The following is a 13670-nucleotide window of genomic DNA, read 5'->3' as shown; positions in this document are numbered from 1 at the left end:
TTAGTGCTCACTGATCAGGCGAATTTACGGACAAGCAGTACCAGTTCATCGACATCGAAAGGTTTATTTAGATAAGCATCCGCGTTGCTGTCTTCGGCTACCTGGGCCAGCTGATTAACGGCTGAGACCAGCACCACAGGAAAATGGCGGGTAGCCGGATCATTTTTTAGTTTAAGGCATAGGTCGCGGCCAAAGCCATCGGCCAGCCGGATATCCAGCAGGATCAGTGCCGGGTTGATCTCCTGCACATAAGCAACCGAAACCGTTCCCATCGACGTTATTACATGGAAGCCTTCGCCCTGAACGATATAGGTCATCATATCCAGGATGTCAGGGTCGTCTTCAATAATTAATATTTTTTTGGCCATCCAATAGAGGTATAGATATTCGCAGCATAAAGACAGGATTAGTAAGTATGAGGGTAAACTGCGCCCCTAAGATACTTAATATTTGGCCCGCTGATAAAATTTCCCGTAAGCCTCCAAGATTTTATTTATGGACTACGCGCTGCATGTTACGTGCCTTCTTCTGTATAAAAATTACAGAGTCATACTTCCTTATATCGCTTCAACCAAAAAGCCTGCCGCTATAGAAAAAGTGATATTGATGTAAACGCATGGTAAGAACGAAAGGTAAAACCTGCATTCAGGCCGGAACGGCAATATGTTGGTCAAATTTGCCGACGGCATCAGTAATGAATATAAAAGAATGGAAATAGTTAAATGCCAACGATAAAATAGGGAAGGTTTTGTAGCGTAGGTAACGCAAATTGTGCTTTTAAGAGTGATTTAGCAAAATCATCAATTTCTATCAAACTATACAGTAATTGAAAAAGTATGCAAATTTTATGCAAATAAAAAAACCCCACTCGCCAGAGTGGGGTTAAATCATTGATTTTGAGGCTCCTGAGCCTGGACTCGAACCAGGGACCCTCTGATTAACAGTCAGATGCTCTAACCAGCTGAGCTACTCAGGAGTGTTTTCCGGTTTGGAGTGGTGCAAAAGTATGATTTCTGAGGTAATTTCACAATATTTGTAAAAAAAAATTTAAAAAAAATTCACATGAGTTTGTTAGTGATTGGTACTGTGGCGTTTGACGCAATTGAAACGCCTTTTGGTAAAACAGATAAAATTGTTGGCGGCGCTGCCACCTATGCAAGTTTGGCTGCATCTTATTTTTATGATAAAGTTAAGATTGTTGCCGTTGTTGGCGACGACTTTCCGAAAGAGGAAATTGCTGCCTTAAACAACCGCCATATCGATACCGAAGGACTACAGGTTAAGGAAGGCGAAAAATCGTTTTTCTGGAGCGGCAAATACCACAACGACATGAATAGCCGTGATACCCTGATCACAGACCTTAATGTCCTGGCAGATTTTGACCCCATCATTCCTGAGGCTTACCAGGATTGTGAATACCTGATGCTGGGCAACCTTACCCCGCAAGTACAGCAAACGGTGATTGGCCGCCTTAAGAACCGCCCCAAGCTAATAGTGATGGACACCATGAATTTTTGGATGGACATAGCCATGGACGATTTGCTGCAAACCATAAAAATGATAGATGTATTGACCATTAACGATGCCGAGGCACGCCAGTTATCGGGCGAGTATTCGTTAGTTAAGGCTGCCCGCAAAATTCTTACTATGGGCCCAAAATACCTGATCATTAAAAAAGGTGAGCACGGTGCATTACTTTTCCATGAAAACCATGTGTTCTCGGCCCCTGCCCTGCCGTTAGCCGAAGTGTTTGACCCAACCGGTGCCGGTGACACCTTTGCCGGAGGCTTTATTGGCTATATGGCTAAAGTAGCAACCATTAATTTTAACAACATGAAAAATGCCATCATTTTCGGCTCGGCGCTGGCATCTTTTTGTGTAGAGAGATTCGGAACAGAAAAAATTAAAGATCTTTCGCAGGATGAGATCGCTGCACGTGTACAAGAGTTTGTACAATTATCGGCTTTCGAGATCTAATAAACTTACCAGCCCTTTGTTACAGAAAATTTAATAACGAACATCAAATATCCAATGTCAATTGATAATGAGGTCTTGATGTTCGTTATTACATTCTCTTTAGCTGATAGGAAGTGTAAAACACATATTACAAGTTAATATTCCAGCCACTTCTTTATTTTCAGGCCAACTACATCACCTTCGGCATATTTATCGTGTTCGTTATTCACCACCCTTATCAGAACGCCCTGGTTTTCGAGGATCAGGTCTTCGTAAAAGCCTTTAAAAAGCACTTGTCTAACCGTCCAGCTATTAGTTTTAAGCACGTTGCTAATCCTTATCCATTCCGGGTACACCACCACGTATTGTTTATCCGTTTGCATACCGCAAATTGATGCTTCGCCGGCGTCTAACACATTACAGTTGGTCAGCAATTCTGCTGTATAAAGGCTCTGTGGATTTTTATACATGGATTTTGGATGTCCGGTTTCAACAATTTCCCCATCACGTAATACCAATAATTCATCAGCCATAGAAAGCACTTCAGCCGGGTCATGCGATACCATTACCACTGTCAAACCTGTTTCTTGTACTATCTGCCTGATATCGTGCTGCAGGCCTTCTCTAAACGATGTATCAACCTGGTTAAAGGGCTCATCAAGTAACAATACGTCGGGTTGGGTAATTATAGCCCGGGCAATGGCCACACGTTGTTTCTCACCTCCGCTCAGGTCGGCCACACGTTGTTTGGCCAGGTTCATCATGTTCAATTGGGTAAGCACCAATTCGGTTTGCTCTTCTTTAAATTTTACATTGGTACTCGGTAGCATGGCGGCTACGTTGTCCCAAACGCGCGCAAACAGGTTCAGGTCGTCGGTGTGCTGGGTTACCATTTTCATCGAATCGTGCCCGGGGATCAGCTTTTCTTCCGGCCCCCAAATGCGCTCGCCTTCAAAGTTAACCACACCCTCGTCGGGTGACATTAGCCCGTACAACAGCTTCAGTAAAGTGCTTTTACCGCTTCCACTGGAGCCGATAATGGCCGTTATCTTGCCCTGCTCAATATCTAAACTAATATTTTTCACCCCCGAGGCCGTTGCGCCGGGGTATGTTTTTGTAACTGAAATTGCCTGTAAAAAAGAAGCATCTGCCATAGCGGCCAAAGATACACACGATTTCGGGATTTAAGGATTGACCGGATTTAAACCAGTTAAAGCTTTGCCAATTACACATTTGCGTTGCAAAAGGAGTGCTTAACCTTAATTTATTTAATTTATGAATCGGGTTTTACCAACCCACGCTCAACCCAAAGGCAAACTGGCGCAGGCCATCCTGTGCGGGGCTGTTATCAAACATGTTATTGGCGTAGTATTTGGCAAACAGGCCAATGGCACCGTAACCAACCCGGGCGACAGCACCGTAACGGAACTTAGTGAAATGGTAATCGCCGCCTAATTTAAGATCGCCATTCTGTCCACTTTTTTGTTTGATCCTGCTACCGATAAGTACGCCTAACTCCGGCCCAACCACAATGTGGAACCTGCGGCCATCGGCATCATCATGTGTGCGAAAATCAAATGATAAAGGCACCCTGATATACGTAGCGGATAGGCGGTTTACATCATAATTGACGTTATCAGGCACAAAGGTTAGCACCGGTGCGTCGCGCAGGAAAGTGCCGCTTTTGCGAAGCCGAATGTTAGTCCAGTCGAACCCTCCGGCTGCATAGATGCGGAACGAACTGCTAAAACGGTAACCTATTTGCAACACATCAAACCCGATATAGCTGGTGCGCCATGACCGGTAGTTAAGCACCTGGTTTACCGGCGAAAGCGTGAAGCTGCCGTTATCATTAAGGGCGGTAAGGCCAATATCAAACCTGGTAAATGTTAACCCAAATGAAAATCCCGGCGCCTTTGAGGCATGGTACACCGTATCAGGCTCGCTTTTGTTTGTCTTGGCTACATCGTTCCCAAAGGTTACCCTTATCCGCTTACGTTTTACCTTTACGGAATCGGTTGTTGTTTTTACAGAATCGGTACTGCTTTGGGCAAATGCACCGGCAGCTATAAAAATTATCAGGAAGGTATATATAACGCGTTTCATATAATAATTGTGAATATGGTCAAAGAATTTAATTAGTCCTGTTTTTTTAGTTTAACAAAGCCCAGGTTTACTCCTGAAATGGTCGACTCATCATCATCGGTACCACTGAACTCTATCAGTTTATCTTTACGTTTATCTACTTTACTTACTACCACATTTATCAGGTCGCCAAGGCTGTTAATGCGGTGCCTTCTGGTAATATTTGCGGCCAAAACCTTTATTTCGCCAGGCGGGTTTTTAATATCTAGCGGCTGTTGCAACATAGCCGGATCTGCCTCGCTGATATCTGCCTGTGCGGTTAACCGTGTCTCGGCACCAGGTACAACCGGTTTAATGATTTCTGCACTGCGTGGCATATTTTGTGCCACTTGCTCATTTTTCTCTTCTGTTACAATAGCAGGTAAAACATTCGACTGTACCCGGGCAGCCGTTTTATTTAAATTATGACCTTTTACAGATGCCTTGGCAACCACTGGCTGATCAGCTAGCGCCGATGCGGCACTTGCGTTTTTGATAACCCCCGGTGCAACAATAGCATGAACCGGTTTATTGTTTTTGTATGCAGTTATTTGCATTGGTTTTTGCTGGACGGATTTTACCTGCGGAATAAAGTACAGCCCTATTGCCACCAAAAACAATATACTTGCTGCAACGCTTAAATAAGGTAGCCAGCTTTTCCGTCTCTTGCCGCTATCGATTTTTTGGGCGATATTTTTCCAGACAATTGGCGACGGCTGTATCTCCAGCTCCGCCAGTTCCGACCGGAACAAATGATCAATTTCCTTATCCTGCATACTCATATCTTTTTTTTTCGATGCTTAATATCTGTTCCTTCAGTATCGCCCTCGCCCTTGATAACTGCGATTTTGACGCTCCCTCGCTAATGCCGGTCATTTCGGCGATCTCCTTATGCGAGTAACCGTCTATAGCGTACATGTTAAATACCATACGGTAACCCGGCGATAGGCCTTTGATCAACATCAGCAGATCCTTAGCTTCTAAACTGCTTGATGCTATTGCATTTACCGTTGGTTCTTCACCGGCCTCGTCCATATCAACCACCTGCATCATTTTATGATGGCGGCGGTAGTACTCAATTGAGCTGTGTACCATAATACGCCTTACCCAACCTTCAAATGATCCCTCGCCGCGATAATCTCCCATCTTCTGAAACACCTTGATAAAGCCGTTTTGCAGCATATCTTCGGCCTCCATCCTATCGATAGAATAACGCATGCACACGCCCAGCATCTTACCTGCCAGTCGCTTATAAAGCATCTCCTGGGCTTTGCGCTGGCCGGCTTTACACCGCTTAACAAGTTCGTCGATATTAGGTTTAGGTTCCAAAAACATCATTTAACAGTAAGATGGCAGGGACCTATAAATGGTTGCATGGTTGGCAAAATAATTTTAGCTAAATTTCATCCGCTTTAATGCTATAAAGTAAGTTATCTTTCACTGTAATGAAAATTGTAAAGCTTGTAATTATTTTTCTAATCAGCAGGTGTATTACCGTGCTGGCTCAAACAACTCCAGCTAACGGTTACGTTCTGCTTAAACCAGACCGTGTTTTCGACGGGAAGGAGATGCACGCTAACTGGCAGGTACTTGTAAAGGGCAAACGTATAGAAACTGCGGGCGAACCATCGGCAATAACAATACCCAACGGCACCAGTGTCATCGAACTGAAAGGTACAACCCTGATGCCGGGTATGATAGAGGGCCACTCGCATCTCTTTCTACATCCTTACAATGAAACCCGTTGGAACGACCAGGTGCTGACCGAAAGCCGGGCAGAGCGGACTGCCCGTGCCGTACTGCACGCTAAAGCAACGCTGATGGCCGGGTTTACTACAGTGCGTGATTTGGGTACCGAGGGTGCAGGCTATGACGATGCCGGGCTAAAAGCCGCCATAAACAAAGGCGTTATCCCCGGCCCGCGAATGCTGATAGCCACCAGGGCGATTGTTGCTACCGGCAGTTACGGGCCCAAAAGTAACGTTACCGAAGCTGTGCTACCAACCGGTGCCGAAGCGGCAGATGGCTATGAGGGCTTAACGCGTGTGATCCGCTCTCAAATTGGCTATGGGGCCGATGTAATAAAACTCTACGCCGATTACCGCTGGGGTGCCAACGGCACTGCTGCACCAACCTTTACTGTCGATGAATTAAAAACAGCCGTAGCAGTTGCCGGCAGCAGCGGCAGACAAGTGGTAGTACATTCCGGTACGGAAGAGGGAATGCGCCGCGCTATTACGGCAGGTGTTAGCACTATTGAGCATGGCGATGGCGGCACACCTGAATTGTTTAAACTGATGAAGGCGAAAGGTATTGCTTTATGCCCAACCCTTGCAGCAACCGAATCTATCAGTACTTACAAAGGCTGGAAAAAAGGCATCGATGCCGAGCCGGAAGTGATGAAGCATAAACACCAGATTTTTACCGACGCGCTTAAAGCCGGCGTCACCATACTAATGGGTGGCGATGTGGGTGTGTTTACACATGGCGATAACGCTAAAGAAATGCTGTTAATGGCCGAGTACGGAATGAAGAATATCGACGTACTGCGATCTGCTACATCAATTAACGCAGCAGTTTTTGAATTAAAAGATCTGGGTAATATCAAAGCAGGTTACCTGGCAGACCTTGTGGCGGTTGAGGGCAATCCGGTTGAAGCTCTTAAAGCGGTAAAGGATGTTAGATTGGTAATGAAAGATGGGGTGGTTTATTTGCAGAAATAAAATTTAGGTGTATATTTATATAAAAAAATACACATGAGAACTAACATAGAAATTAACGATGCGTTAATGGCTAAAGTTTTAAAAAACTCCAATATCAAAACAAAGAAAGAGGCTGTTGAGAAAGGATTGGAGTTATTACTTAGACTTCAAAACCAAACCAAAATAATTGCTTTACGCGGTAAGATCCAATTTGACGAAGAAGTTTCTAAATAATGGATATCGTTTTAATCGACACATCCGTTTGGATAAACTACCTCAAAAAGTTCGATACATTGGCAACCGGATACCTTGAAAATCAGTTGGAGCAAATGATCATAGCTACATGCCCAACTATCTTACAAGAGGTATTACAGGGCGTTTTAGTTGACAGTGATTATAAATCACTTAAAAGTTATTTTGATGGATTGCTAATGCTAAATAATAACTCTTATGAATTGGCGATAGAAGCTGCACAGTTATATAGGTCGTTTAAAAAAAACGGGATAACGGTACGAAAACCAAACGATTGCTTAATAGCTGCATATGCTATTAAAAACAATGTACTTCTACTACATGAAGACAGGGACTTTGCACATATGTCCATGCACAGCGATCTAATTGTCATCAAACCTTAACTTATTACTTCTTCTCCCTTATCAACTTATAGATTTTCACTGCCGACATGATTACCAGGCTGAAAACAATAATGCCTATCACCCCGAAGATCCAGTTAACGGCGCTTTTTAATACCACCAAAAAAACGATAGCAAACAGCAGGATCGTAGCCAGTTCGTTCCACAAACGTAACTGGGTAGATGTCCATTTGTAAATACCTTTAGCCATCTGGTTCATTTTGCGCTGGCAAACGGCATGGTACACGATAAGGCCCACAACAAATAACAATTTGATAATTAACCAACCTGGCCATATCATATACCATTTATGCAGGTGTATCATCAACGCACCTGCGATGATAACAAGGTACATGCTTGGTGTAGCAATCACCCACCACAGCTTACGCTCCATAATCTCGAACTGATCAGACAGGATAGTACGGGCAGGTTCGGGCTTGTCTTGCGCCTCGGTATGGTAAATAAACAGGCGCACCATGTAAAACAGCCCCGCCATCCAGCAGACTACAAAGATAATATGTATGGCTAATACGTATTGGTACATGGCTTACTCAATTGTGTCACTGCGCTCCTCGCAAAGACACTTTTGTTATTAGTAACGGTATTCTTTGATCACCTCAACGGCGTACTTAACATTATCAAAAGGGATATCCGGCATAATACCGTGACCCAGGTTGAAGATAAAGCCCGGTTCGCCACGCATACGTTCAAAAAGGCGGTGGATGCGATCTTTGATCACCGATTTATCGGCATACAAAATATGCGGATCCAAATTGCCCTGTACTGCCATCCCTTGCGGTAAACGTTTTTTGATATCCAACAGGTCAACATTCCAGTCTATTGATACGATATCCGGTTTAGCTTCGGCCATTAAAGGTGCAAAAACCGAGCTGCCTTTACAGAACGATATCACGGGAATATCCGTCCTGTTCAGCTTGCTGATGATCTCTACGATATAACGGTGCGAAAATTCGGTATAATCATCCCATGATAATGCCTGTGCCCAGCTATCAAAAATTTGTACGGCGTTTACCCCGGCTGCAATCTGCAGGTTAAGATAATCTGCCGTAACCGTGGCAATTTTTGACAGCAACTGATGCGCCATTTCCGGATGGTTATGCAGCATCAGCTTGGTCAGCTTAAAATCTTTGGATGATCCGCCTTCAACCAGGTAGCTCATCACCGTAAAAGGTGCACCTGCAAAACCTATCAGCGGGATGCGGCCGTTGAGGCGCTGCTGTATCACTTTTATGGCATCGGCAACATATTGCAGATTGTCGCCTACGTCAGTTTGCAAATTATCGATATCGGCCTGTGTGCGTACAGGGTTAGCAAATTTAGGGCCTATGCCCTGCGTAAAACTCAGGTCGCCGCCCATTGCTTCGCCGGTTACCAATATATCCGAGAAAAGGATTGCAGCATCAATATCCAGCAGATCTACCGGCAGCATAGTGACATCTGCGGCAATTTCCGGCGTTTTGCACATCTCCAAAAACGAATACTTGTTTTTGATCTCCCAATACTGTGGCATAAAGCGGCCAGCCTGGCGCATCATCCATACCGGTGGTCGTTCTGTTTCCTTTGAAAATGCGGCTTTTAAAAATAACGAGTCTTTCATATTGTTGGAAAGGAAGGACTTTAATACAAAAGACAAAAGGATTTTTGTCCTTCCTCTTTCATCCATCCACCTTATAAATCTTAGTGTTTTTTTAATTCCTGCTCTACCTTGTCTATAACATCCTTCATTTTAGCGGTAATATTCGCCTTATGTTTTTCTGTTAACGAGAGGTAGGCCCGAGCTTTATCATAGTTACCGTTACGAACATTAATGTTGGCCACATGCACCAACGCAGCTACGTGATCGTTTGCATTACGCAGCGGGTATTGTGCCGCTAATTCGTAATGCTGTTCGGCTTGTTCATATTCGCGCTTTTGCAAACAAATACCGCCGTATATAAATTCATAAAAACCACGGCGCTTTTTGCTCAGCCAGTCGGGCCGTGCAATTTGCTTTAACAGGCCTTCGGCTTTAGCATAATCCTTTTGGTGGAAGGCCTTGGCTGCCAGCACTATGGTTCCCTGTTTAAAATAACCCCATATCAGCAACGCGATAAATAATACAGCAACAGCTGCCAGCTCGTAAACCTGTAGTTTAACGATAACAGCCAGCAATATAACAAACAGCCCGATAACTAAAACGCGTGCCCTGTTAGTGAACATTTATTAGTGCTGGTTGTCTGTAAATTTATAACCCACACCGCGAATAGAATGGAAATAAACCGGGTTTTTAGGATCAGGTTCAAAGTACTTGCGGAAAGTAAGGATAAAGTTATCAATGGTACGGGTAGACGGATAAACGTCATAGTTCCATACCGTTTCCAGGATCTGCTCGCGGGATACGGCCTCATTGCGGCGCTCTATAAGTAATTTTAACAGCATGGTTTCCTTTTTGGTGAGCGGGGTAATGCTTTCATCCTCGTTAACCAGTTCAAAGGAATTAAAGTGGATAGTTTTGTCGCCTATTTTGTAGCTGTTAAACTCTTTAAGATCATCACCTTTCAGGCTGCGTTTTACCAGGTTGTTCACGCGTAAAATCAGCTCTTCCAGGTTAAAGGGTTTAGTAAGGTAATCATCAGCACCTTTTTTAAGACCAGAGATCTTATCCTCGTTAGTATTTTTTGCGGTTAAGAACATGATAGGCACCTCTGAATTTTCCAGGCGGATGGTCTCCGCAACCACAAAGCCATCAATCTCCGGCATCATCACATCCAGTATAACCAGGTTAAAACGCTCTTCTTTAAAGATTTGAAGGGCCTTTTTACCATTATTTGCTGTAGAAACTTTATAACCTTCCAGCTCCAGGTTTAATTTGATGGCCTCTAACAAATGGTCTTCGTCTTCGGCTAATAAAATTCTTTTTTTAGTGAGCATGATATTTAATTTAGGTTTATGCAAAAACAACTTCAAACACGCTGCCGGCAGGGCGGTTATCTTTTACTTTGATGCTTGCCTGGTGTTTGTCTAATACTTCTTTAACTATATACAACCCCAAACCGGTACCTTTTGTGTTACGGGTATCTTCACTGCCTACCCGGTAAAACTTATCAAAAATACGGCTTTTCTCTTCATCGGCTATGCCTATTCCATGATCTGCCACCTGGAAGTAGATCTTGCCTTCTTTTTCAAATAGTTTTACGTTCACTGTTTCGCATGGGCTTGAATACTTAACGGCATTTTCTACCAAATTGGTTACTACCGATGTCAGCGCAAATTTATCACCGGTTATCTCAATCTTCGGTTCGATCTCGGCATTGATGATTTGCTGGTTACAATCGCATTTGCTTATCTGCAGGCGGTTTACAATACTATCTACCAGTACAGAAAGATTGAACTGCGCTTTTGGGAATGTGTACGACTGGTTATCTATTTTTGATGCCAGCAGCATGTTCTCTACCATATCATCTAAACGTTCTACATCCAGCAATGACTTATCAATAAAATTAAGCACCTGCGCCTTGGTTAGGTCGCGTTTCTGGATGGTTTGTAATAAAATTTTAATAGATGCCAGGGGTGATTTTAATTCGTGTGTTACCGACAGCAGGAAATTCTTTTTCTGCTCGTGCAACTTTTGCTCTTTTGCAAGGGACTTATGCAGAAAGTAAGCACCGACTAAAAACACCACCACAAACATGGATCCTTCGCCCATTATCATGCCTTTACGCAACGGGTTAAGCTTAACCAGCATGTAGCCCCACCACATCAACTCGGCCAGGGCGTAGATAATGATAGCATAAAAAATCACCAGCGACTTCTTGAAAAATTTCATTGCATTAATTTTAAATAGTGCTGTTTAGTTCAAATACAATATCCAGACTATCAAAGATAGCTGTTTTTGTTCTATCCAAATCGTCTGTTGTATGGGCGGAAGATATAAAGCCTACCTCGTAACCAGACGGGCCCAGGTAAATACCCCTGTTGATGAGCTCGCGGTGCATTGCTTTAAATTTAAGCATGCTGTTCGGGTCAATCTCATCTGCTGTCCTGATGGTATCCTGATCTGTAAAAGCAAACCAGAAAATGGAACCAATTGTGAATACCTTAACTGCATAACCGCGCTGCGCAACAAATTCGCGGACGCTATTAACAAACCCGGTTGTTTTTGCTTCCAGTTCCTGATAAAAGCCGGGTTGCAGCAGTTCAGTTAACTGGGCTATACCGGCGGCCATAGCTACCGGGTTACCTGATAAGGTACCTGCCTGGTAAACAGAACCAACCGGCGAAATATGATCCATGATCTCTGCAGATGCGCCGTATGCCCCTACCGGTAAACCACCACCGATGATCTTACCATAAGTGATAATATCAGGGCGGATGCCGTAATAACCTGCAGCACCTTCAAAACCTATGCGAAAACCCGAGATCACTTCATCAAACAATAGCATGGTGCCGTTTCGGGTACAGATCTCCAGCAGAAAGGTTAAATAATCCTGTGTTTGCAGCAGCAGTCCGTTATTGGCCGGAACCGGCTCAATGATAACCGCTGCAATTTGTCCGCTAAACTCTTCAAAGGCCTTTTGCAGCGCTTCTTTATCGTTCAGGGCAACCACTATTGTTTCATCGGCAAAAGCCTTGGGTACCCCTGCAGATGAAGTTTCACCAAAGGTTACCAGTCCCGATCCTGCCTTTACCAGCAAAGCATCGGTATGGCCATGATAGCAACCTTCAAACTTCAGGATCTTATCGCGCTTGGTATAGCCACGAGCCAGCCTGATGGCCGACATTACCGCCTCGGTACCTGAGCTTACAAAACGGATCTTCTCTATAAATTTATTGTTGGTCAGGATCAGTTCGGCAAGTTCGTTTTCCAGCGCTGTAGGCGCACCGAACGACATGCCATTTTGCATTACCTCCATTACCTTGTTACGCACCGAAGCATGGTTATGGCCAAGGATAAGCGGGCCCCATGAACAGCAAAAATCTATAAATTCATTGCCGTCGGCATCCCAAATGTGGCTACCATCTCCCTTTTCAATAAAAAGCGGGGTGCCATAAACAGACTTGAACGCCCTTACCGGCGAGTTTACCCCACCCGGGAAATAAGTTTTGGCTTTTTCGTATAATGCTGCAGATTTAGCTCTGCTGATATCTGGTTTGCTCATTTCGCCCCCTCTAAATATCCCCCGGAAGGGGAAACTTATATTTTATATTCTTTAACGTAATGTCTAAATTCTTTCTAATGCCCTCCCTTCCGGGGAGGGTTGGGTGGGGCCTACAACCACTTATTCTTCAATACCTCTTTTGCGTGATAGGTTAATATAGCGGTTGCGCCGGCCCGGCGAATACTGGTAAGCACTTCGGTAATGGCGCGCTGCTCGTTAAGCCAGCCGTTTTGTATGGCCGCCTTTATCATCGCGTATTCTCCGCTTACGTTGTAGGCGGCTACAGGTAATTCCGTATTATCCTTTATCAGCTTTATTACATCCAGATAAGGCAACGCAGGTTTTACCATTAAAAAATCAGCGCCTTCCACCTCGTCTAAACGGGCTTCAATTAAAGCTTCACGCTGATTAGCGGGGTTCATCTGGTAAGATTTTTTATCACCAAACTTTGGCGCCGAGTTAAGTGCATCCCTAAACGGCCCATAAAATGCGCTGGCATATTTAGCCGAATACGACATAATGGATACATTGGTAAACTTATTATCATCAAGCACCTTGCGGATGTAGCCAACACGGCCATCCATCATATCACTTGGAGCGATGATATCGGCACCGCTGCGGGCATGGGCAAGGGCCATTTTACCTAAAACTTCTAAAGTCTCGTCGTTCAAAATTTCCCCGTTCTCAACTATCCCATCGTGCCCGTCGCTGCTATATGGGTCCATCGCCACATCAGTAATTATACACGATTCCGGAAAGTTCTTCTTCACCTCGCGGATAGCGCGCAGATATAGGCTTTCTTCACGATGGCTCTCGGTAGCATACTTATCCTTAAAATCATCGTGAATGTTAGGGAACAGATCGAATGAGTGTAAGCCCAGGTTCATGCACTCTTCAACCTCACGCAGTAAATTATCTACCGAGTATCGAAATATACCTGGCATAGAAGCCACTTCGGTTTTTTGATTTACGCCATCTACAATAAACAGCGGAAAAATCAAATTAGCAGCACTAACATGCGTTTCCTGCACCATCTTGCGTATCACTTCACTTTTCCGGTTTCTTCTTGGTCGTTGTAGCATCCTATTTTATTAAGG

At 44.2% G+C, this 13670-nt stretch carries 16 protein-coding genes and 1 tRNA gene; 4 read left to right on the top strand and 13 right to left on the bottom strand.

The window, feature by feature from the left end:
- Positions 1 to 14: 14 nt before the first annotated feature.
- Together ACE5CV_RS09930 and ACE5CV_RS09925 are read right to left on the bottom strand one after the other, a co-directional pair.
- A complete protein-coding gene (locus ACE5CV_RS09930; protein ID WP_374950007.1) occupies positions 15 to 368 on the bottom strand; it encodes a response regulator transcription factor in 354 nt (117 codons plus the stop codon).
- A gap of 534 nt (positions 369 to 902) precedes the next feature.
- A tRNA-Asn gene (locus ACE5CV_RS09925) sits at positions 903 to 976 on the bottom strand.
- Between the two features lie 86 nt (positions 977 to 1062).
- Here ACE5CV_RS09925 and ACE5CV_RS09920 point away from each other — a divergent pair.
- The gene (locus tag ACE5CV_RS09920; protein WP_374950006.1) at positions 1063 to 1977 is read left to right on the top strand and encodes a PfkB family carbohydrate kinase; all 915 of its coding nucleotides are present in this window, start codon (positions 1063 to 1065) and stop codon (positions 1975 to 1977) included.
- A gap of 134 nt (positions 1978 to 2111) precedes the next feature.
- Here ACE5CV_RS09920 and ACE5CV_RS09915 read toward each other — a convergent pair whose 3' ends face one another.
- The 4 genes from ACE5CV_RS09915 to ACE5CV_RS09900 all read right to left on the bottom strand — a co-directional run bounded on the left by ACE5CV_RS09915 (position 2112) and on the right by ACE5CV_RS09900 (position 5415).
- Positions 2112 to 3110 (bottom strand): ABC transporter ATP-binding protein, encoded by a 999-nt coding sequence (locus ACE5CV_RS09915; protein ID WP_374950005.1) that lies wholly within the window; start codon positions 3108 to 3110, stop codon positions 2112 to 2114.
- A 133-nt stretch (positions 3111 to 3243) separates the two neighbouring features.
- Positions 3244 to 4062, bottom strand: coding sequence for an outer membrane beta-barrel protein (locus ACE5CV_RS09910; RefSeq protein ID WP_374950004.1), 819 nt, complete (start codon positions 4060 to 4062; stop codon positions 3244 to 3246).
- A gap of 32 nt (positions 4063 to 4094) precedes the next feature.
- The gene (locus ACE5CV_RS09905; RefSeq protein WP_374950003.1) at positions 4095 to 4862 is read right to left on the bottom strand and encodes a hypothetical protein; all 768 of its coding nucleotides are present in this window, start codon (positions 4860 to 4862) and stop codon (positions 4095 to 4097) included.
- The gene (locus tag ACE5CV_RS09900) at positions 4846 to 5415 is read right to left on the bottom strand and encodes an RNA polymerase sigma factor (protein ID WP_374950177.1); all 570 of its coding nucleotides are present in this window, start codon (positions 5413 to 5415) and stop codon (positions 4846 to 4848) included. Before ACE5CV_RS09900 ends, ACE5CV_RS09905 begins: the two co-directional genes overlap by 17 nt.
- Positions 5416 to 5525: 110 nt before the next feature.
- Between ACE5CV_RS09900 and ACE5CV_RS09895 the strand changes: the two genes are divergently transcribed.
- The 3 genes from ACE5CV_RS09895 to ACE5CV_RS09885 are packed head-to-tail and all read left to right on the top strand — an operon-like array spanning position 5526 to position 7417.
- Positions 5526 to 6803: an amidohydrolase family protein gene (locus ACE5CV_RS09895; protein ID WP_374950002.1), complete on the top strand. Its 1278-nt coding sequence runs from the start codon at positions 5526 to 5528 to the stop codon at positions 6801 to 6803.
- Between the two features lie 33 nt (positions 6804 to 6836).
- Positions 6837 to 7016, top strand: coding sequence for a type II toxin-antitoxin system VapB family antitoxin (locus ACE5CV_RS09890; protein ID WP_374950001.1), 180 nt, complete (start codon positions 6837 to 6839; stop codon positions 7014 to 7016).
- A complete protein-coding gene (locus ACE5CV_RS09885; protein ID WP_374950000.1) occupies positions 7016 to 7417 on the top strand; it encodes a PIN domain-containing protein in 402 nt (133 codons plus the stop codon). Before ACE5CV_RS09890 ends, ACE5CV_RS09885 begins: the two co-directional genes overlap by 1 nt.
- A gap of 4 nt (positions 7418 to 7421) precedes the next feature.
- Here the strand turns inward: ACE5CV_RS09885 and ACE5CV_RS09880 are convergent, their stop codons facing one another.
- From ACE5CV_RS09880 to hemB, 7 genes are all read right to left on the bottom strand, one after another.
- Entirely contained in the window at positions 7422 to 7958 is a 537-nt protein-coding gene (locus ACE5CV_RS09880; RefSeq protein WP_374949999.1) for a CopD family protein, read from the bottom strand.
- A gap of 48 nt (positions 7959 to 8006) precedes the next feature.
- The gene (hemE, locus tag ACE5CV_RS09875; protein WP_374949998.1) at positions 8007 to 9032 is read right to left on the bottom strand and encodes a uroporphyrinogen decarboxylase; all 1026 of its coding nucleotides are present in this window, start codon (positions 9030 to 9032) and stop codon (positions 8007 to 8009) included.
- 80 nt (positions 9033 to 9112) lie between these two features.
- Positions 9113 to 9634 carry a tol-pal system YbgF family protein gene (locus tag ACE5CV_RS09870; RefSeq protein WP_374949997.1) on the bottom strand — a complete coding sequence of 174 codons (522 nt, stop codon included), beginning with the start codon at positions 9632 to 9634 and terminating at the stop codon, positions 9113 to 9115.
- A 3-nt stretch (positions 9635 to 9637) separates the two neighbouring features.
- On the bottom strand, positions 9638 to 10345 hold the full coding sequence (locus ACE5CV_RS09865) for a response regulator transcription factor (RefSeq protein ID WP_374949996.1): 708 nt from the start codon (positions 10343 to 10345) through the stop codon (positions 9638 to 9640).
- Between the two features lie 16 nt (positions 10346 to 10361).
- Positions 10362 to 11240 carry a sensor histidine kinase gene (locus tag ACE5CV_RS09860; protein WP_374949995.1) on the bottom strand — a complete coding sequence of 293 codons (879 nt, stop codon included), beginning with the start codon at positions 11238 to 11240 and terminating at the stop codon, positions 10362 to 10364.
- A gap of 10 nt (positions 11241 to 11250) precedes the next feature.
- On the bottom strand, positions 11251 to 12573 hold the full coding sequence (hemL, locus tag ACE5CV_RS09855; protein ID WP_374949994.1) for a glutamate-1-semialdehyde 2,1-aminomutase: 1323 nt from the start codon (positions 12571 to 12573) through the stop codon (positions 11251 to 11253).
- A 110-nt stretch (positions 12574 to 12683) separates the two neighbouring features.
- A complete protein-coding gene (hemB, locus tag ACE5CV_RS09850; protein ID WP_374949993.1) occupies positions 12684 to 13655 on the bottom strand; it encodes a porphobilinogen synthase in 972 nt (323 codons plus the stop codon).
- Positions 13656 to 13670 lie beyond the last annotated feature (15 nt).

The sequence above is a fragment of the Mucilaginibacter sp. genome, assembly GCF_964263795.1.
Classification (GTDB): domain Bacteria; phylum Bacteroidota; class Bacteroidia; order Sphingobacteriales; family Sphingobacteriaceae; genus Mucilaginibacter.
This window is presented reverse-complemented; position numbering and strand designations above follow the sequence as displayed.